Origin of the sequence: Paludibaculum fermentans, assembly GCF_015277775.1 — a bacterium.
Lineage (GTDB): Bacteria > Acidobacteriota > Terriglobia > Bryobacterales > Bryobacteraceae > Paludibaculum > Paludibaculum fermentans.
On record NZ_CP063849.1, the window covers coordinates 901,642 to 919,907 of the forward strand.

At 63.5% G+C, this 18,266-nt stretch carries 16 protein-coding genes; 10 read left to right on the forward strand and 6 right to left on the reverse strand.

What is annotated here, in order from left to right; all coding sequences use genetic code 11:
* Positions 1–40 precede the first annotated feature (40 nt).
* Entirely contained in the window at positions 41–343 is a 303-nt protein-coding gene (locus IRI77_RS03555) for a hypothetical protein (RefSeq protein WP_194450707.1), read from the forward strand.
* Positions 344–482: 139 nt separating this feature from the next.
* On the forward strand, positions 483–929 hold the full coding sequence (locus IRI77_RS03560; protein WP_194450708.1) for a hypothetical protein: 447 nt from the start codon (positions 483–485) through the stop codon (positions 927–929).
* On the opposite strand, the gene IRI77_RS03565 is transcribed toward IRI77_RS03560, so the two are convergent.
* Complete coding sequence (locus IRI77_RS03565; RefSeq protein WP_194450709.1) at positions 930–2,021, reverse strand: alanine racemase; 1,092 nt, start codon at positions 2,019–2,021, stop codon at positions 930–932. It abuts the gene before it with no gap.
* A gap of 18 nt (positions 2,022–2,039) precedes the next feature.
* Positions 2,040–2,759 (reverse strand): hypothetical protein, encoded by a 720-nt coding sequence (locus IRI77_RS03570; RefSeq protein WP_194450710.1) that lies wholly within the window; start codon positions 2,757–2,759, stop codon positions 2,040–2,042.
* Between the two features lie 344 nt (positions 2,760–3,103).
* Between IRI77_RS03570 and IRI77_RS03575 the strand changes: the two genes are divergently transcribed.
* The 3 genes from IRI77_RS03575 to IRI77_RS03585 all read left to right on the forward strand — a co-directional run bounded on the left by IRI77_RS03575 (position 3,104) and on the right by IRI77_RS03585 (position 6,493).
* Positions 3,104–3,505 carry a hypothetical protein gene (locus tag IRI77_RS03575; RefSeq protein WP_194450711.1) on the forward strand — a complete coding sequence of 134 codons (402 nt, stop codon included), beginning with the start codon at positions 3,104–3,106 and terminating at the stop codon, positions 3,503–3,505.
* A gap of 109 nt (positions 3,506–3,614) precedes the next feature.
* The gene (locus tag IRI77_RS03580; protein ID WP_194450712.1) at positions 3,615–4,013 is read left to right on the forward strand and encodes a BlaI/MecI/CopY family transcriptional regulator; all 399 of its coding nucleotides are present in this window, start codon (positions 3,615–3,617) and stop codon (positions 4,011–4,013) included.
* 2 nt (positions 4,014–4,015) lie between these two features.
* A complete protein-coding gene (locus tag IRI77_RS03585; RefSeq protein WP_194450713.1) occupies positions 4,016–6,493 on the forward strand; it encodes a M56 family metallopeptidase in 2,478 nt (825 codons plus the stop codon).
* Here the strand turns inward: IRI77_RS03585 and IRI77_RS03590 are convergent.
* Positions 6,482–7,624, reverse strand: coding sequence for a BaiN/RdsA family NAD(P)/FAD-dependent oxidoreductase (locus IRI77_RS03590; protein ID WP_228486581.1), 1,143 nt, complete (start codon positions 7,622–7,624; stop codon positions 6,482–6,484). The two genes, IRI77_RS03585 and IRI77_RS03590, sit on opposite strands and share 12 nt — an antisense overlap.
* A 25-nt stretch (positions 7,625–7,649) precedes the next feature.
* Between IRI77_RS03590 and IRI77_RS03595 the strand changes: the two genes are divergently transcribed.
* From IRI77_RS03595 to IRI77_RS03605, 3 genes are read left to right on the forward strand one after another with little or no spacing between them, the layout of a single operon-like run.
* Positions 7,650–9,776 (forward strand): glycosyl hydrolase 2 galactose-binding domain-containing protein, encoded by a 2,127-nt coding sequence (locus tag IRI77_RS03595; protein WP_228486582.1) that lies wholly within the window; start codon positions 7,650–7,652, stop codon positions 9,774–9,776.
* A complete protein-coding gene (locus tag IRI77_RS03600) occupies positions 9,773–10,900 on the forward strand; it encodes a glycoside hydrolase family 172 protein (RefSeq protein WP_194450716.1) in 1,128 nt (375 codons plus the stop codon). The genes IRI77_RS03595 and IRI77_RS03600 overlap by 4 nt, the downstream gene beginning before the upstream one ends.
* Positions 10,897–11,772, forward strand: coding sequence for a hypothetical protein (locus IRI77_RS03605; protein ID WP_194450717.1), 876 nt, complete (start codon positions 10,897–10,899; stop codon positions 11,770–11,772). Before IRI77_RS03600 ends, IRI77_RS03605 begins: the two co-directional genes overlap by 4 nt.
* A 33-nt stretch (positions 11,773–11,805) precedes the next feature.
* Here the strand turns inward: IRI77_RS03605 and tsaB are convergent, their stop codons facing one another.
* Both tsaB and IRI77_RS03615 read right to left on the reverse strand, forming a co-directional pair.
* On the reverse strand, positions 11,806–12,429 hold the full coding sequence (tsaB, locus tag IRI77_RS03610; RefSeq protein ID WP_194450718.1) for a tRNA (adenosine(37)-N6)-threonylcarbamoyltransferase complex dimerization subunit type 1 TsaB: 624 nt from the start codon (positions 12,427–12,429) through the stop codon (positions 11,806–11,808).
* A gap of 3 nt (positions 12,430–12,432) precedes the next feature.
* Positions 12,433–14,148 (reverse strand): DUF5060 domain-containing protein, encoded by a 1,716-nt coding sequence (locus IRI77_RS03615; RefSeq protein ID WP_194450719.1) that lies wholly within the window; start codon positions 14,146–14,148, stop codon positions 12,433–12,435.
* A gap of 25 nt (positions 14,149–14,173) precedes the next feature.
* Here IRI77_RS03615 and IRI77_RS03620 point away from each other — a divergent pair, with 25 nt between their 5' ends.
* Positions 14,174–16,567 (forward strand): zinc-dependent metalloprotease, encoded by a 2,394-nt coding sequence (locus IRI77_RS03620; RefSeq protein ID WP_194450720.1) that lies wholly within the window; start codon positions 14,174–14,176, stop codon positions 16,565–16,567.
* A 5-nt stretch (positions 16,568–16,572) separates the two neighbouring features.
* Here IRI77_RS03620 and IRI77_RS03625 read toward each other — a convergent pair whose 3' ends face one another.
* Positions 16,573–16,944, reverse strand: a complete 372-nt coding sequence (locus IRI77_RS03625) for a hypothetical protein (protein WP_194450721.1) — start codon at positions 16,942–16,944, stop codon at positions 16,573–16,575.
* A gap of 82 nt (positions 16,945–17,026) precedes the next feature.
* Here IRI77_RS03625 and IRI77_RS03630 point away from each other — a divergent pair, with 82 nt between their 5' ends.
* Positions 17,027–18,190, forward strand: coding sequence for a Gfo/Idh/MocA family protein (locus IRI77_RS03630; RefSeq protein ID WP_194450722.1), 1,164 nt, complete (start codon positions 17,027–17,029; stop codon positions 18,188–18,190).
* Positions 18,191–18,266 lie beyond the last annotated feature (76 nt).

Below are 18,266 nucleotides of genomic sequence, written 5' to 3' on the forward strand. Positions count from 1 at the left end.
GGTACTCTTGTGTGAAGATTTCGCCAGGAGGGCGTTCAAGATGAAAAAACTGGGTTTGATCCTTGCTGTCACCTCGATGTGCGCATTCGCCGGCGAGTGGACCGGCTACATTTCCGAGACGAAATGCGGAGCGAAGCATGCAGACGCTGCCGCCGGTAGCGTGGCCTGTGTCAAGAGCTGCATCAGCCGCGGCGCGAAGCCCGTGCTGGTGAGCGATGGGAAAGTTGTTGCGATCGCCAACACCGATAAGGTGCCGGCTGAGCTGTACGGCCAGAAGGTAACCGTCAGCGGCGACCTGAAGGACGACTCGCTGACTATCGCCAGCATCGAAGCCGCGAAGTAGTTTTCCCGCTCAATCAGAAGTTTACAAAGAATGGGAGGCGGCCTGAGAAGGGCTGCCTCCCATTTTTTTGTGGCCTGGTTCACACCTCGCGGAACGGCGGCGTCCTACCCACAGAATCCGATTTCTGGAGGGCATTCCGATGCTGAAAACGATGACACTCTTCCGCGCGGCCCTGGCCGTGCTCGCCGTTTCCGTTCAACTGCAGGCAGGCGGTTTCTGGCTGATCTCCGGCAACCCCGAGGCCAGTGCCGACGCAAAGTCCAAGCAAGCCGTTATCACGGTGAAGGCGGTGGGCTGCCATCAGCCTGAGACCGCGACCGTCATTGGCACCGCGACCGGCATGGTGAATGGCCAGCGCAAGGTGCTGCCACTGAAGCTGGAGCCCACGTCGACGCCGGGCATGTACGTTGTCACGCAGCAATGGCCGTCCGAGGGCAAGTGGGTGCTGTCGTTCGAGGGCCGGTACGGCGAGGCCAAGACCAGCCTGATGCTGACGGCCGGCCCCGGCGGCGTGGATCGCACACACCAGAAGCAGGCCATCGGCGCTCCGGACAAGACTCAGATTGAAGCCATGCTGGCGAACTGACTACTGCAGTTTGCCGCGGCCTTCGACAGTCCAGGTCTCGACAACCTCGTCGCCGCGAATGCCGTATACCTGTTCGTGCAGATTCATTGCCACGCAGATGTGATTGGGGAGCACGCGGACCCGGTCGCCTACCGACAGCTTCGCGTTGTCGCCGGCGAGTTCGATGAAGCCGTGCTCCTCGTTCATTTTGTGGAAGCGGGCGCCGGGGGCTTCGAGAATCTCCCCGAAGGTCACTTCGTTGGAGCCGGAGAGGCGGTCGGACGAAAACGTCTTGGATCCGCCGTCGATGATGAAGCGCCAGGGGGCGACGGAGACCACGGTGGTAAGGATGGTGGCCGCGCATTCGTCTCGCGAGCACGCTCCGGAGAGGATCGTGTTGCGATCATTGAAGATATAGGTGCCCGGCCGGATCTCATTGACCTCGGGGATCAGGTGCGAGACCCAGAGCAGGGGCGTGGAGCCGCCGCTCACGATCTCGGGGTTGAAGCCATGCGAGCGGAGCAGCGCCACGGTGCTGGTGAGCGCCTTGCCCAAGGCGGCGACATCCGCTTTGCCCTGCTCGCTAAAGTCCTTGATATGACCGGGATAGAACGCGATGCCGCGCCACTTCAGGCCCGGCAGGGCAGCGACGGACTGGACGAGGGCGAGGGTGTCATCGCCGGGTTGCACTCCGACGCGGTGGAGCCCAACGTCCATTTCCGTCAGGATTCCAATCTCGACGCCCGCCGCTACGGCTGCGTCGCTTAGGGGCTTGGCGGCGGCGAGGGAATCCAGGGAAACGGTGACATTGGCTTTCCTGGCAACCTCGGTCAGGCGGGCCAGTTTCTTCGCCCCCACTACTGGATAGGCCACCAGAATGTCGGGGGTACCCGACTTGAGCATCACCTCGGCTTCGGTCGATTTGGCGACGCTGAGGCCGACGGCGCCCAGTTCCACCTGACGGCGTCCGAGGGCCGGGATCTTGTGCGTCTTGGTGTGAGGACGCAGGCGCAGGTTGTGCTGGCGCGCGTAATCGGCAACCTTGGTGAGGTTGCGTTCCATCTGGTCCAAATCAATGATGATGGCGGGCGTATCGAGGTCGGAGATTCGCATGTTGGCCGTGAGGCCATTTTACTTCTTCTTGACGGGCACGAAGCGGACGCTGACCCGTGGCGGCGCCTTGCGGTAGACGAGCTCCAGATCCTTCGGTCGAAGTTTTCCTTCCATCTGGAAGTAGAGTAATCCAGTTACGGGTTTCTTGATTTCGCCGTCCGTCAGCACCCGGGCCTTCAGGAGATCGAGCAGCGGGTTCTTCTTGACGTTCCGGTCCTCAATACTGGCGACCGCACCGGAAGTGTCCGCCGTGGCCGTGCCGGCAACCGGTGTTTCGTTGGGCATGGGCAGGCTCTGGCCCATGGGGCCTCCGCCGCCGGGAATGCCGGGTACACCGTAGGGGACGCGGCGCTGCTGCGACATGCCGGTGCCCTGGGTGCCTCCCTGGGACTTCACGACCATCACCGCCGAGCCGGCGATTTGGGTCGGTTCCAGCGGGCGCGATTTCTGGCCGTCGCGGTCGCTGCGCAGCAGGAAGTCGTCGAGATTGAGGTTGATCTCCTCGCCCTGGGCGGGGGTGAAGGTGACCTCGACGACGACGATGGATTCGCCGGGATCCATGCCGAGCAGGGATTTCACCTGGTCGCGGTCATAGTAGGCCTTGGCTTTGATGGCCACTCTCGGATCAGAGCCTTCGCCGCTGACGGGTTCCCCGGGTTTGTCCTTGGGTTTGTCCGCGCACAGGAGCGTGGCGGCGGCCAGCAGGCTGGGCAGCAGGCGCGTAAGAATTCGTGTCACGACAGGCATCCTCTCTCCCCACTCTATAGCGTACGCGCGGGAAAAGCGCGGGGTTGCAGTGGGACGGTGGATTCCCCGATTGACAGGAACGGGGGCGGGCATGGAAGCTGGTAGCGGTATTGGGCGTAATAGTAGCCGCACGCCAGCTCTCTACGGCGGTTTGCCATTGATTCGTTGGTTGCGCTGGTTGGGCGCGTGGAAGCGTCGTGCGGACGGTCCGCCACCTGGACCGAGCCTTTGGCTCTCTCGACTGAGCTTCGAAGGAATTTGAATAGGGGACGAGGTTGGCCTGAGGCGTGTCCGGGCTGGGGGCTGCCGTGCGGCGGCATCCAGGGAGGACTGGCATGAGCCTGCGTTCCTGGGTTGAGAAGCCGATGGACCGCACCTCGTTCTTCTTTGTCGCGCTCAGCTTTCCCCCTGTTTTCACGCAACTGGTTCCCCTGATCCACGACCACAGTCTTGCGATTGCCTGGGATCCCCGGCAATGGGATCTCAAGAACACCCTGCCTTCTGCCTTGGCTCCGTTTGTCGTTCTCCTATGGTTGCTCGCCATTTGCAAGCGGGTCCGGGATATGGGCGGCCACCGGAGTCTGGCGGGAGGGCTGCTGATTGCCTGCCTGGCGGTTTGGGCAGGCATGTTCTGGCACTCGATCATCTCGAACAATCGCGGGGAAGCTTATTGGTCAGTGGTTGTCGTCAGCCTGCCGCTTCTTAGTGTCAAGTCGCTACCCTCGCTGGGCCGCTGAGCAGCGGACTCTGGTCGAAGCCGCAACAGGCGCCTCCGTAGGCACGTGCACGGCCCGCACTCTTCTATTGACACCCATGCCGATTAGAGTTACAAATTGTAGCGGTACGATGCGTAACAGTAAAACAACGCGAAAAAACCTCAGCGGCCTTGAGCAACTGGTGATGGATTTCCTGTGGGCCCAGGGGCCGGCCAGCGCCGAACAGGTGCGGGCCGCGCTCACCGAGACCCACCCGATGAAGGATGCCACGGTGCGGACGATTCTGCGCCGGCTGGAGGAGAAGGGCTATGCGACCCACCGCGAGGAGGGCCGCACCTATATCTACTCGGGCGCGGAGCAGCCGCAGAACGTGGCGATGACGGCGATCCGCCAGATCATCGACCGCTTCTGGGGCGGCTCGGCCGAAGCACTGGTCGCGGGCATGGTGGAGCAGGAAGTCATCGATCCGGCGGAGTTGCGGGCGCTGGCGGCGAAGCTGGCAGAGAGATCGACGAAGAAGGAGAAGTAGCGATGTACCTTGCCCAATGGTCCAACCGCATGGTGATGTACCTGCTGGCGTCGGCATCTCTCCGGGTACTTGTCCTGGCGGCTTGGGCTGCGCTGTTGGCCTGGGTTCTGAGAAGACGTGGGCCGGAAACGCGCCATGCGGTTTGGGTGGCTGTGCTGGCCGGGATGCTCCTGATGCCGGTGCTCACGGTAGTGGTGCCACGGCATCTGGTCGCTCCGCCCAGTTGGCTCCAGGCTCCGTCCAGTGCGCAGTCCAAACCACCGCTCCGTGGGCAGACTCGCACCGTCATGACTGTCACCGCTTCGGGCGCGATAACCGTCGACGAGTCCGCGGCACCCGTCTGGCGGCCTGTTCGCCGTGGCTGGTCCAGTTGGCTCATACCTGCTTATTGGCTGATCGCAGCATTCGCGGCCCTGAGGGTGGGGCAGGCGGTCCGTAGAGCCACCCGGCTGGTGAGCCAGGCTGAGGAGATCCGCGACGAAGGGTTGAGTGAAATGCTGCGGGTGATCTGCCTGGAGCAAGGTAGCGGGTACCCGTTGCCGGTTGTACGGCAGTCTGATTCCACACTGGTTCCCTTCACGGCGGGTTGGCAGTCTCCGGCGATTTTGCTTCCGTCGGGCTGGCGCGAATGGGACTCCTTCAAGCTGAGGGCCGTGCTTGCGCATGAGATGGCGCACATCCGGCGGAGTGATTGGCTGATCGCTCTGCTCGCCGCCATCAACCGGACGCTGTTCTGGTTTCACCCGCTGGCTTGGTGGCTGGAGCGGAGGCTTGCCTCTCTGGCCGAAGAGGCCTGCGACACGGCGGCGATCGGTCCGCAAGGGGACGCGCGGCGGTATGCGAGCGTCGTGCTGGAGTTTGCAGTGACGATGGCTACGGTCCGGCCGCGGTTGAGCTGGGAAGCCACTGCGATGGCGCGGTCGAGCAAGATTGGCGGGAGGATTGAACGGATCATGGAGGGCCGCATGAGCTGGTCGAAATCGATGACGAAGCCCGGGTGGGCTCTGTTGCTTTTGCTCTCATTGCCTGTGCTCTACTCGGCGTCGGCGCTGCAGCCGTTCCAACCGCCGCGGCAGCCCACGAGTACATTTGGTCCCCTGCCGCCGTTTTCCACGGAGGTGGCGGGCGCTGATATGACCGCGGCTGAAGCGGCGACGCTGGAGGACCGAATTGTCCGGAACACCAAAGATATCGACGCCCGGTTGTTGATCACGGGCTATTACTACCGAACCGCCCTGGCTGAACCGTACCGTCAGCAGTTGCGGTGGATGGTGGAGAATGCGCCGGAGTCGTATGCACACGACACCTATGCGTTCTCGGTGGGCAACAACGGTTCCCTGATGATCGACGAAGCGGAGCGAGCGAAATTGGCGGACCTTTGGCGGAAGCAGGCGGCGCTGCATCCCGCGGATCCCGCGGTGTTGGTGCATGCCGGACGGTTCTTCGGGGATCGGGATCCCGAAGCGGCTGTCCAGTTTTACTTGAGGGCTCGTGAGGTTGCGCCGGCGGATCTCTCGTGCGTGGAAGACCTGGTCCGGCTTCATGCGATCGCAGTGGCGAACGTAGACAGGCCAACCCCGGCGGCGTCCGATCTGATACAGAGGCATGCCAGGATCCTGGCGGCGGTGGAGAAGGTCGATGATCCCGAAGTACTCGGCCGTATCGCGATCCGGCTGCCCTCCCCTCGCATTCATTCGCCGGAGAGCCTGCCGGCATCGGTGCGGGAATGGATGGCAGAATCCGCCCGGAAGAGAACGGTCCTGGCGAAGACCTTGCTCGAACGAGCCCACGCGTTGGCGCCGGCTGACGAGCGCTGGGTGAAGGCGCTCGCGCGGCTCGATGCAGGAGATGCTTTGTACGAGCAACCGGGTGCTCCCGAACTGCCGGTGTCCTCTCGCGCGGCAGTTTACCCCCCGTTGGCGAAACTGGGCCGCGTGCAGGGCAGGGTCATGTTGGAGGTCTCCGTCCGCAGCGACGGCTCTGTCAGTGAGGCCTCCCTGATGAGCGGGCACCCCTTGCTGGCCCAGGCGGCCTTGGAGGCCGTGAAGAGTTGGAGGTTTGCCGCCAGGCCGGCCGAGCAACGGATCGTGACGATGGTGGAGTTCCGGCTACCCGCAGACCTCGTGAGCCCTGCGCCTGCTTCGGCGGCGCCTGTGCAGGCTTCCGGCACGACGGCCGGTGGGACTCCGTCCCGTATCTCGGTGGGCGGCAATGTCCAGCAGGCCATGCTGACAGAGTCACCAGCGCCTGTTTATCCGCCCCTGGCCCGACAGGCTCGGATTAGCGGCACGGTGCGGTTCAAAGTCGTCATCGGCAAGGACGGATCAGTTGCCAACATGACGCTCGCCTCAGGGCATCCGTTGCTGATTCAGGCGGCACAGGAGGCGGTGCAGGCATATCGCTACAAACCCACGCTGCTGAATGGCAATCCTGTGGAAGTCGAGACGGAGGTCAATGTGAATTTCCAACTATCCAACTGACAGCGCCTGGGCGGCGGCGTAGGCTGAGGCCCAGGCCCATTGAAAGTTGTAGCCGCCCAACCAGCCCGTCACGTCCACCACCTCTCCGATGAAGAAGAGGCCGGGGACCTGGCGGGCTTCCATTGTCTGGGAAGACAGCTCGTTCGTGCTGACACCGCCGCCGGTGACTTCGGCCTTATCGAAGCCTTCCGTCCCGGCCGGTACGACGCTCCACTGATGCAGGCGGGTGTCGATCTTTTTGACGCTCGGGACCGGCTGCGTGAAGCTTTCCACGTCCAGCCAGCGCTCAGCCATCCGCTGCGGCAGCTTCAACGACAACTGCTTGCGGGCTTCGTGGGGCGGTGCCGTGGAGAAGTCGACGCCCGGTAGCAGGTCCAGGTTCAGCGGCGTGCCGGGCTTCCAGTAGGACGAGATCTGCAGGATGGCCGGGCCTGAGAGGCCGCGGTGCGTGTACAACATCTTCTCGCGGAAATGCTGTTTGCCGTGGGAGGCGATCACTTCCGTCGACACTCCTGAGAGTTCGCCCCAGCGGGCTGTGTCCGCCTTGGTGAAGGTGAGGGGGACCAGGGCAGGGAAGGTGGGTTCGATCGCGAGTCCGAACTGGCGGGCGAGGTCGTAGCCAAAGGCGGTTGCTCCGGTCTTCGGGATGGAGAGCCCCCCGGTGGCGACCACCAGGGCGGCGGAGTCCATTGGGCCGCGCGAGGTTTCGACTCGGAAACGGGTGTCGCGTGTCACCGCCGTGACTTTCGTCGAGGTATGCAGGTCCACGTGTCCGGCCGAGCACTCAGTCAGCAGCATGGTGAGCAGATCCTGGGCCGACCGGTCGCAGAACAACTGGCCCAGCGTCTTCTCGTGATAGGGGATGCGGTGCTCGCGCAGCAGTTCGACGAAGTTCTGCGGAGTGAAGCGCGCCAGCGCCGACTTGGCGAAGTGCGGGTTGGCTGAGAGGAAGTTCCGCGCGTCGACCCGCAGGTTGGTGAAGTTGGCGCGGCCGCCGCCGGAGATGAGGATCTTACGGCCGGGCCGGTCGGAATGTTCGATCAGGGCTACCTTGCGGCCCCTGCGCCCGGCCTGCGCGGCGCAGAACAATCCGGCGGCTCCCCCGCCTAGAACAATGGCATCGTACGTCAATCTTCGATGATACGATGGGCGCGTTATGAGACGTATTTGTCTGATTTGGCTGTGCCCGTTAGTGCTGCACGCCGCAGCAGGCCGAGTGACGCTGTCGTTGAACGGAGACTGGCGCGTGGGCGAGAGCGTGGCGGCCGAACCGGCTCCGTCGGAGTTCGGGCACGTGGCCGCCGTGCCGGGGCTGACCAACCAGGCGCAGCCCGCGTTTCCAGACGTCGACCGCTTCGACAGCCGCGAGTTCATCCAGGCGTCGATCCGAGAGAAGCGCCTGCCCGAGAGCGCGCGGGTCGAGACGGCCGGTGTGCCGCGCCAGTCGCGCAATTACTTCTGGTACCGGCGTTCCTTCACCGTGCCGGAGCGCAAGCCTGTAGCGATGTTGCGTGTGGCCAAGGCGCAGTTCGGCACCGCGGTCTGGCTCAACGGCAAGAAGGTGGGCGAGCACCTGGGCTGCTTCACGGCCGGGTACTTCGATGTCACGGCCTTTGTGAACTGGGGCGGTGAGAACGACCTGGTGATCCGCATCGGCGCGCATCCGGCGGCACTGCCTGTGTGGGCTCCGGCGGGCACCGATTTCGAGAAGTATAAGTGGACTCCCGGGATCTATGACAACGTGTCGTTGATCCTGACCGGGTTGCCGTATGTTGAGAGCGTTCAGGTGGGGCCGCGGCTGAGCGACTCTTCGGCTGTGGTCGAGACGATCCTGGTGAACCTGGGCAGCAGGCCTGTCCGTACGAAGCTTGTCCAGCAGGTGAAGCCGTGGAAAGCGCAGGTCCTCGCCATCACGCTGCAGCCGGGCGAACGTAAGACCGTCCAGCAGACGCTGCCGCTGCCCGGAGCGAAGCTGTGGACTCCGGAGGAGCCGAACCTGCACTGGCTGGAGACGGCCGTTGGCGAAGACACGCTGCGCACGCGCTTCGGCATGCGCGAGTTCCGCTTCGATTCCGCCACCAAGCGCGCTTACCTGAATGGCAAAATCTACTTCCTGCGTGGGTCGAACATCACGCTGCACCGCTTCTTTGAGGATCCGCTGTGCAAACGGCATCCGTGGGAAGAGGCGTGGGTGCGCAAGCTGCTGGTGGACGGTCCGAAACAGATGCACTGGAATGCGTTCCGGTTCTGCATCGGCCCGGCGCCCGAGATGTGGTTCGACATCGCGGACGAAGCCGGCCTGCTGGTCCAGAATGAGTTTTTCATCTGGAACGGGCGCGAGTACTTCCCGCCGTACCAGTCCGGCGAACTGATCACGCAGTACAAGGAGTGGATGCGCGATCACTGGAACCATCCCAGCCAGGCGATCTGGGACGCGTCGAACGAGACCGATTCGGTGATGCTGCGCGAGCAGGTGATCCCGCAGGTGCGCAAGCTGGACCTGTCGAACCGGCCCTGGGATAACGGCTACGCGGTGCCGATGGGCTTCGACGACGCGGTGGAGGATCACCCTTATCTGTTCAGTGCGCTGATGCGGCCAGAAGGCAATTTCTCCATGACGCAACTGGAGCGCATGACCGGGGCCAAGACGACGAATGCCGGGCACCCCTCGGCGCACGCCGTTATTGCGAACGAGTACGGCTGGTTGTGGCTGAATCGCGATGGTTCGCCCACGCTGCTGACGGAGAACGTGTATGAGCGCTTGCTGGGCAAGAACGCCACGCCGCGGCAGCGGTTTGAGCTGTATGCGTACAATCTGGCCGGGCTCACCGAGTTCTGGCGCGCGCACCGCAATTTCGCGGGCGTCCTGCACTTCACCTGGCTGACGTGCAGCTACCCAGGCGTGAAGACGTCGGATCATTGGCGTGATGTCGAGAAGCTCGAACTGGAGCCCAACTTCGCCGATTGGGTGCGCGAGTCGTTCCGGCCGCTCGGCGTGTACATCAACTTCTGGCAGCCGACGCTGAAGGCCGGAGAGACGCGGAACTACGCCGTCATGATGGTGAACGACGAGGGTTCGACTGTGAAAGGCGCACTGCGTTTGGAGTTTGTCGACGGGCCGTCGAAGGAGCTTTCGTTCGAACTGCCGGCCTACGGAGCGCACACCTGGCAACTGCCGCTTGTGTCGCCTACGGCCGCAGGGCATACAATGCTCAGAGCGACCGCTCGCGTCGAGGGCCGGGCAGCGACGATTTCACGGAGGAAGGTGCAGGTTTTACCATGAAGAGTTTTCAGAGGCGTGGATTCTTTCAAGGCGCCCTGGCCGCGCTGGGGATTGGCGCCGCACCGCTGGCTGCGCAGGCGCAGGCTCCCCGGGCGGCAGGTCCTGGACGGGCGGGTTTTCTGCCTGAATATTGCCGCGCGCAAAACTACCGTTCTTTGAAGCAGTCGAGCCACGATCCGACGGGAGGCAATTCCGACCGGTGGCCCATCCCGGGCGGCCAGTCGTACGAAATCTTCAACCAGCAGGGTCCGGGCGTGATCTCGCACATCTGGTTCACGATTTCCGCCCAGAGCCCGCTGCACTTGAAGGAACTGATCCTGCGCGCCTACTGGGATGGCAGCGAGAAGCCGAGCATCGAAGTGCCGATCGGCGATTTCTTCGGCTTGAACCTGGGCGACTACGTGCTCTACGAGAGCGAGTACCTCGCCTGTTCGCCCGGCAAGTCGCTGAACTGCTATTTCGCGATGCCGTACCGTACGTCGGCGCGCATGACCGTCACCAATGAAGGCACGCGCGACGTCGGGTCGTTCTATTCGAACATCGATTTCATGGCGGTGGACGCGCTGCCGGCCGATGCTCTCTACTTTCATGCGCAGTACCGGCAGGCGGCTCCGAACGTGGCGCAGCAGTTGCCGAACAGCAAGAATCCCGATGGCAAGACGAACTTTGTGTATTGCGAGACGCATGGCCGCGGCCACCTGATGGGCGTGACGCTGGGCGTCGTCCAGAACAAGGAAGCGTGGATGGGCGAAGGCGACGACATGATCTTCGTCGACGACGAGACCAGGCCGCTGATCATCGGGACCGGCTCGGAAGACTACTTCCTGGGCAGCTGGAACTTCGGCGGACGCGAGAACGCGAAGGCTTTCGGCTACCACCAGTACGGCGCGCACCTCATCCAGAGCCCGGAACGCGTGGGCGGCCGCTACTGCTGCTACCGCTTCCACGGCGACAACCCCGTGACGTTCACGAAATACCTGAAGCATACGATGGAGCATGGCCATGCCAATGATCGCGGCGACTGCTTCTACAGTTGCTGCTACTGGTATCAGGACAAACCGACGACCGAAGTGCCGGCCCTTCCGGCCGTGAAAGACCGACTCCCCAAGGTGGTGCCCGCTTGAAGAAATCCATCCTCCTGATTGTTGCGGCCTGCGCCGGTGGAGCCCTGTTGTGGGCCGCCGTTCCCGGGTTCGTCCTCTGGAACAACGCCGAACTGCACGGCTACATGGCCAAGATCGCGGCCAAGATGAAGACCGAGAAGGTGCTGGGCCAGGACCTGGGCAAGTGGGGCAACCACTGGTCGTCCATTACGCGGCGCAATGGAGACGGGGTAGGCGAGCTCCACGAGAAAGTGACCGACCTGTTCATCTGCGAGGGCGGGGAAGCCACGCTGGTGGTGGGCGGGACGCTCACCAGCCCGACCTCCGCTGGAGCGGGCGAGATGCGCGGCACCGGAATCACCGGAGGCCGCAAGGTCACGATGAAGCCCGGCGATATGGTGGAGATCCCGGCCAATATGCCGCACCAGTTGCTGGTGCCCAAAGAGTTCCTCTATTACGTGGTGAAGGTGCAGCAGGCCGCGCCGCAGTCGCCCGAGGGTTTCCGTTACTGGTCAAAGGCTGATTTCCTCAGCTGGAAGGGCAAGCTGCAGGCGAAGCTGGCGGGTAAGAATGTCGCCAACCAGGAGATTGCGAACTGGGGCAATCACTCGCAGTTGATGGTCTATCGCACGGGCGATGGCGAGGTGGAGATCCACGAGAAACAGGTGGATTACTTCATTGTCCAGCAGGGTGAGGCGACGCTGACCGTGGGCGGCAAGGCGACGGGTACGCGCGTTACGGGACCCGGCGAGCAGCGCGGCGGCACCATTGCGGGCGGCGAGAAGGTCACGTTGAAGGCGGGCGACATCGCCCACGTCCCGGCGGCTGTGCCGCATCAGGTTGTGGGGACGAAGGACTTCCTCTACGCAGTCCTGAAAGTCACCGTCGAATAGGCCGGTTCAGGGGCGGGCCGCGGTGCGGTCCGCCTACTTATCCACCCAGTTCAGCTCCGCATCCGACCGCCGGACATAGTTGGCGTCCAGCGACATGGGATCCGTCAGCCGAGTGGCGGCCAGTCGTCCGATTGCGCCGGCCAGCGCCCGGGGCGTCACCGTCGCGTCAACAGAGAAGACGGCGGGGTCCGGCGTGAGCAGTTCCGCCTGCTTGGGTAGAGCCTCGTGCCAGGGTTGGAACTTGGTCACGACCTCGGCGCCTGCCGGAGTCTGGTCGCTGTGATACAGGCCCGCGTAGATCTCGCCGCGGCGCGCATCGAGGAAGGGTGCCCGCAGCCCGGACGTGCCGTAGAGCGACATCGCCTGCAGATTGGAGATGGCCGCCGCCGGTGCGCCGGTCGCTTCCGCCAGACCCTTGATGGCCGCCAGCGCGACGCGCACGCCGGTGAACGAGCCCGGTCCTGAGCCGGCCGCAAATCCGGCTACCTGATCGTACTTCCAGCCATGCCTGCGCATGAGGCGGTCCAACTGCGGGAACAGGACGTGGCCGAAGCCCTCGGGAGAATGGAGGATCACCTCTTCCAGCACCACGCCGTCTTCCAGCAGCGCAAGGGAACCGAATTCTGAGGCTGTGTCGAGTGCGACAATTCGCGGCATGCGTTACTTCTTCACCGTGAACACATAGTCGAGGATATAGAGTTTGCCTGGGGCGTTCAGGACGTACAGGCGCACGTTCATGGGGCCTTCCGATTTGGCCAGCATGACGGGTGGGACCACCAGGGTGCCCTCCTGCCCTGTGGCGAGAATTCGAGTCCCCTGGCCGTCCGGCACGATTTCGCCGGCCAGCATGTACATCATGCGCCGCGTGCCCGCCGTCTTCTTCTTGAGCTTGATTTCGAACTTGACCGGCTCGCCCGCCTTCAAGGTCATGTCGCTGGGCGGAGTCACGAGTTCAAAGGGTGCCTTCACCGCGCTCCGCTCGGGTTCCTGGACGGGGATGGGCCAGGACTCGAACTTGTAGCTCTTCAGCATGCCCTCTTTGCGGCCGTCGCGCGACAGATGCAGGATCCAGTCGCGGGTGGCGTCAGGCGGAGTGCCTTCGAACATCTCGCCCTTCCAGTCCTTCTTTTCCTTCACCGCTTCGCCCGTCGACGGATTCACCCAGTAGACGTCGTAGCCGTGCTTCTCCACCGTCATTTCGATTTTCTGCGGGTGTTCGATGTAGACCAGGTACTCGGTCTCGGGATTCGCGATGGCCCGCCCGCCGTCCAGGTCGAAGTAGGGCTCGATGTCCCAGAAGCGTGTCCGCGACATCGTGTCGAACCAACCAGTGGCTGTTTTGGCATTGGGTGAGCCGTCGGCCAGATTGCCGGTGATCGAGATGTAGGCTCCGCTGATGGCGGCATTCCAGACGCGTTTGCGGAACGCCTCTTCCGGCAGCGCGGCGTCGATCAGGACGACCTGTGGCACGGTGTTGGCGATGTGCTCGATGGCCGGAACGGTGACGTCCGGAGCGCCGTTGATGACGAAATCCATCCAGCCGTCGGGACCCAGGGGGGCCGAGGTCACGGCTGAACGCGACGATCGCGGATGCCCATACGGGTCCAGCCCCTTCAGCGCCACGCCCACTTCCTTGAGGATCGGGCGGGCGTTGGGCGAGGACTCCCATTCGTTGGCGAGCTGCCAGGTGATGTTGAAGGCGCTGTAGCGCGCGGCGAGGTAGCGCAGAAACCGTTCGCGATCGCTCCAGGTGGTATAGGCTTTGACGAGCTCCGCCGGGCTGGGCGACAGGATCAGGTCCGCGATCATGCCCTTGCCATTGATGGCGGCCACGCGCTCATCGATCTGTTTGTAGAACGCCGGATCGAGCTTCGGCGAGAACACCGGCAGCGAGAGGTGCGTGAATTTCTGCTTGGCGCGGGTTTCCACCGCGGCCAGGTCAGTGAAGTCCGCCCCGAAGTAGAGATGCGGCTTCAGCGCTTCGGTGTACTGCCAGTGGTGGGCGTTGGCGCGCTTGATGAAGGCTGTCGCGTCGGGATTCGCTACTGCCGTGAACTTGTCTTCCTTGCCTTCGAATTCCGCCACATTGCCGCTGAGCCGGTACGTGTAGTTGCCCGCTTCGACGGGGGTCACGCGGAAGACCATTCTGGCGCCGCCGTCCCAGAAGGCAGGGAATTTGTAGGTCTTGAACTCGGGCGAACGGAACTCGGCCCAGAGCTCAACGCTGGCGGGCGGATTCGGGTGCTTCGCCGCCACGGCCGGCGGCAGCTCGACCACGATTTCACAGGGCGAATAGACCGGCGTGTTGCCGCAGGGCTTCTGCGCGAAGGCCGTCACGGCGGCAAGGGCCAGAAGGGGCAGCGAAAGCGTCCGCATAAGACCAGTGTACAGTGGTGAGAATATGCGCTTCCTCGCTCTGGCCCTCACTGTGCTCCCCATCCTGACCGCGGCGCCGCCCGCCGTCCCGAAGAATCTGCGCGTCGACGGCTTTGTTCCGTACTACTGGCAGGAAGCGGAGGGCAAGTTGTGGCTGGAAGTGGGGCGTTGGGGGCAGGATTTTCTGTACTATACGTCGCTGCCTGCCGGCATCGGGTCCAACGATATCGGCCTGGATCGCGGCCAATTGGGCGGCAGCTTCGTCGCGCGCTGGGAGCGCAGCGGCAACAAGGTGCTGCTGGTTGCGGCGAATACGGACTATCGCGCCGATTCGCGCGATCCGGCGGAGCGTCAGGCCGTGAAGGATAGCTTCGCCGAGAGTGTCATCTGGGGCTTCGAAGCCGCTGTCCAGGACGATGGCCGCGTGCTGGTCGACGCCACGGCGTTCTTCCTGCGCGACGCGCACGGCATAGGCGAGACGCTGCAGGCGCAGAAACAGGGCTCCTATCATCTCGACTCCTCGCGTAGCGCGTTCTACCTGGCGCGCACGAAGAACTTTCCCAAAAACACAGAAGTGGAGGCAACCATCACGTTCACCGGCGGGCCGGCCGGCCGGTTTCTGCGCTCCGTCACTCCTACGGGCGGCGCCGTCACGGTGCGGATGCACCACAGCTTCGTCGAACTGCCGGATCTGACCTTCCAGAAACGTGAGTTTGACCCACGCTCCGGCTTCTTCGACATGACGTATGTGGACTACGCGACGCCCGTGTCTGAGCCCGTCGCCAGGCACTTCACTCCCCGGCACCGGCTGGAGAAGAAGGATCCCACCGCCGCTGTCAGCGAGGCCGTGAAACCCATCGTGTACTACCTCGATCCTGGTGCGCCGGAGCCCATCCGCGGAGCCCTGCTCGAAGGCGCGCGCTGGTGGTCCCAGGCTTTTGAAGCGGCCGGCTACCGCAACGCGTTCCGGGTGGAGATGCTGCCCGAGGGCGCCGATCCGATGGATGTGCGGTACAACGTGATCCAGTGGGTGCACCGGTCGACGCGCGGTTGGTCGTATGGCTCCAGCGTGAGCGATCCGCGTACGGGCGAGATTCTCAAAGGCCACGTCACTTTGGGTTCGTTACGCGTCCGGCAGGACTTTCTCATCGCGGAATCGCTGCTGGCTCCCTATGCCACCGCGGGGACGGATCCGCGCATGCTGGAGATGTCCCTCGCCCGGCTGCGTCAACTGGCGGCGCATGAAGTCGGCCACACGCTGGGGCTGGGGCATAACTACATCGCCTCCGCGCATGACCGCGCTTCTGTGATGGACTACCCGCATCCCTGGGTCACGCTCAAGAACGGCCAGCCGGACCTGAGCGATGCCTACGCGAAGGGCATCGGGGAGTGGGATAAGGTGGCGATCACCTGGGGCTATTCCCAGTTCAATCCGGGTACCGACGAGAAGAAGGCGCTGAACGGCATTATCGATGCAGCGCGCCAGCGTGGTTTGACATTCCTGACGGACCAGGACGCGCGGCCCGCCGGCAGCGCGCATCCTGAGACGCATCTATGGGATAGCGGCGCCAACGCGGTGGATGAACTGAACCGCTGGATGGGCGTTCGGGCAGCCGCGCTCGCCCGGTTCGGAGAGAACAACATTCGCACCGGTGCTCCGCTGGCGCTGCTGGAGGATGTGCTCGTTCCGCTGTACCTGTCCCACCGCTACCAGGTGGAGGCGGCTGTGAAGTCGGTGGCCGGTCTCCGCTATTCCTATACGCTTCGGGGGGATGGCCAGACGCCCACGCAGATCGTAGCCGCGGCGGAACAGCGCCGGGCGCTGGAGGCCGTGCTCGCCACGATCCAGCCGGAGGTCCTCACCCTGCCCGAAGCAGTGATCAAGCTGATTCCGCCACGGCCGGCGGGCTTCGACAGGACTCGTGAGTTGTTCCGGCACCGCACAGGGCTGACGTTCGATCCCGTGGCTGCCGCCGAGTCGGCGGCTGACATGACGATCGATCTGGTGGTGAATCCGCAACGGGCCGCGCGGCTGGTGGAATACCATGCCCGCGATGCGGCCCTGCCGGGTTTGGCTGAGGTACTCGACCGGCTGTTCGCGGTCACGTGGAAGGTCCCGGAAAAGCCGGGTCTCGCCGGCGAAGTGCAACATGCCGTGCAGTACGTCGCGCTGCGGAATGTGATGAACCTGGCGGTGGACGACGAGGCGTCCGGCCAGGTGCGCGCCGTCACCCTGTTGGAGATCAGGAAGTTGAAGAACTGGTTGAGAGCCAGGCCGGGTAGCGCCAATGCGGCGTTCGGGCTTTCGGAGATCGCCGCGTTTGAGAAGGATCCGAAGCAGATGAAGCTGCCCAAAGCGCCGGAACCGCCGCCGGGCATGCCGATTGGGATGGCGGCCCTATCCTGCGATTGGGAATAGAGGCGCTAATTCGTGGCGGTTCTACGCGCCGCCTGCTCACTCTTCCTGTTCAGGTAGAAGCTGGACCCGGACAACATTCCGGTCAGCGCAACCCATACCTGCCAGTGCGAGAACGGCCCTTCAGTGATGAAGAAGTTCTTGGTCAGCCCCAAGTCCTGGCCCAGCCGCCACAGGGAAATGGCGAACGTGAGAGTGGCCGCGGGGGTCAGCAGGGCCGCCAGTCCGCCGGCCATCTCCTGCTTGCTCACGTGGTTAGGGTTCTCGGGAGGAGCGGGCGCAACCGGAGCAGGCATCTCCACCACCTGTGCTTTGCGCTGCACGGCGGTCGGCGTTGCGGGTCTCAGTGCGGCTTGTTTGAAGCGTAAGCGAACGATCATGTTACGGGACCCGGAGCACTTGTTATAGAGTGTAGAAGGTCTAAACCTTGAGCCTATTATCGGCTCGCAAGGATAAAACTTTATGAGCAAACTCAAAGTCGCAGTCATTGGCGCCGGCTTCATGGGCAAGACCCACGTGGAGAACCTGCGCCGTTTGGGGTTCGTCGAGGTGGCGGCCGTGGCCGGGATCACCCAGGAGGAAGCGGACCGCTTCGCAGCCGCCCACTACATCCCGCGAGCCACCGGCAACTACCAGGAACTGCTGGCCGACCCGGAAATCGTCGGCGTTCACGTGTGTACGCCCAACGCCCTGCATGCGCCCGTCGCCAAGGATGCCCTCGCCGCCGGCAAGCATGTGTTGTGCGAGAAGCCGCTGGCGATGTCCGCCAAGGAAGCCAAGGAAATGCTGGACCTGGCCGAGAAGAAGAAGCTCTGCCACGCCACCAATCATAACCTGCGCTACTACCCGGCCGTCCAGCAGGCGCGCGCCATGATCGCCAACGGCGACCTGGGCGAGATCCGCATCGTGCAGGGCACCTACTCGCAGGACTGGCTCCTCTACGACACCGACTTCAACTGGCGCATTCTCCGCAAGCACAACGGCCCGCTGCGCACCATGGGCGACATCGGCTCGCACTGGATGGATATGATCCAGCACGTCACCGGCCTGTCCATCACCGCCATTTGTGCCGACCTCAAGATCATCCACAAGACCCGCAAGCAGCCCAAGGTCGCGATCGAGACCTTCGCCGGCAAGACCCTGACTCCGGAAGACTACAACGAAGTCAAGATCGACACGGAAGACTTCGGCATGGCGATGCTGCACCTGGGCGAGAACTGCCGCGGCGCGTACACCGTCAGCCAGGTGTCCGCCGGTTGCAAGAATCGCTTTGAATGGTTGATTGCGGGGTCCAAGGCCAGCATCAGCTGGAACCAGGAGAAGCCCGACGAACTCTGGATCGGCGAGCGCAACGAACCCAATCGCCTGCTGCTGAAGGACGGCAGCCTGTACTACCCGAAGGCTGCCAGCTATGCCGACTACCCCGGCGGGCACAGCGAAGGCTACGACGATGCCCACAAGCAGCTTTACAAGCGCTTCTGGTCGCGCGTGATGGACCGCAGCCTGCCCATCGAATACCCCACCTTTGCCGACGGTCTACGCGGCATGCAACTACTCGAGGCCGTGATCGAAAGCAACAAGAAGAAGGCGTGGGTGAAGTGCGGGCCCGCCAAGGGCAAAAAGTAGATTATTGTACGGTTTACAGGCGATCGAAAGGCTCCGGACAACCGGAGCCTTTCGTGTTTTTGATAACTTGACAATG

Excerpts from the sequence above, each read along its gene's own strand:
- IRI77_RS03630 (WP_194450722.1), top strand. The coding sequence starts at position 17,027 with ATGAGCAAACTCAAAGTCGCAGTCATTGGCGCCGGCTTCATGGGCAAG.
- IRI77_RS03555 (WP_194450707.1), top strand. The coding sequence starts at position 41 with ATGAAAAAACTGGGTTTGATCCTTGCTGTCACCTCGATGTGCGCATTC.
- IRI77_RS03625 (WP_194450721.1), bottom strand. The coding sequence starts at position 16,944 with ATGATCGTTCGCTTACGCTTCAAACAAGCCGCACTGAGACCCGCAACG.
- tsaB (WP_194450718.1), bottom strand. The coding sequence starts at position 12,429 with ATGCCGCGAATTGTCGCACTCGACACAGCCTCAGAATTCGGTTCCCTT.
- IRI77_RS03615 (WP_194450719.1), bottom strand. The coding sequence starts at position 14,148 with ATGCGGACGCTTTCGCTGCCCCTTCTGGCCCTTGCCGCCGTGACGGCC.
- IRI77_RS03580 (WP_194450712.1), top strand. The coding sequence starts at position 3,615 with ATGCGTAACAGTAAAACAACGCGAAAAAACCTCAGCGGCCTTGAGCAA.
- IRI77_RS03585 (WP_194450713.1), top strand. The coding sequence starts at position 4,016 with ATGTACCTTGCCCAATGGTCCAACCGCATGGTGATGTACCTGCTGGCG.
- IRI77_RS03560 (WP_194450708.1), top strand. The coding sequence starts at position 483 with ATGCTGAAAACGATGACACTCTTCCGCGCGGCCCTGGCCGTGCTCGCC.
- IRI77_RS03575 (WP_194450711.1), top strand. The coding sequence starts at position 3,104 with ATGAGCCTGCGTTCCTGGGTTGAGAAGCCGATGGACCGCACCTCGTTC.
- IRI77_RS03620 (WP_194450720.1), top strand. The coding sequence starts at position 14,174 with ATGCGCTTCCTCGCTCTGGCCCTCACTGTGCTCCCCATCCTGACCGCG.
- IRI77_RS03595 (WP_228486582.1), top strand. The coding sequence starts at position 7,650 with ATGAGACGTATTTGTCTGATTTGGCTGTGCCCGTTAGTGCTGCACGCC.
- IRI77_RS03600 (WP_194450716.1), top strand. The coding sequence starts at position 9,773 with ATGAAGAGTTTTCAGAGGCGTGGATTCTTTCAAGGCGCCCTGGCCGCG.
- IRI77_RS03565 (WP_194450709.1), bottom strand. The coding sequence starts at position 2,021 with ATGCGAATCTCCGACCTCGATACGCCCGCCATCATCATTGATTTGGAC.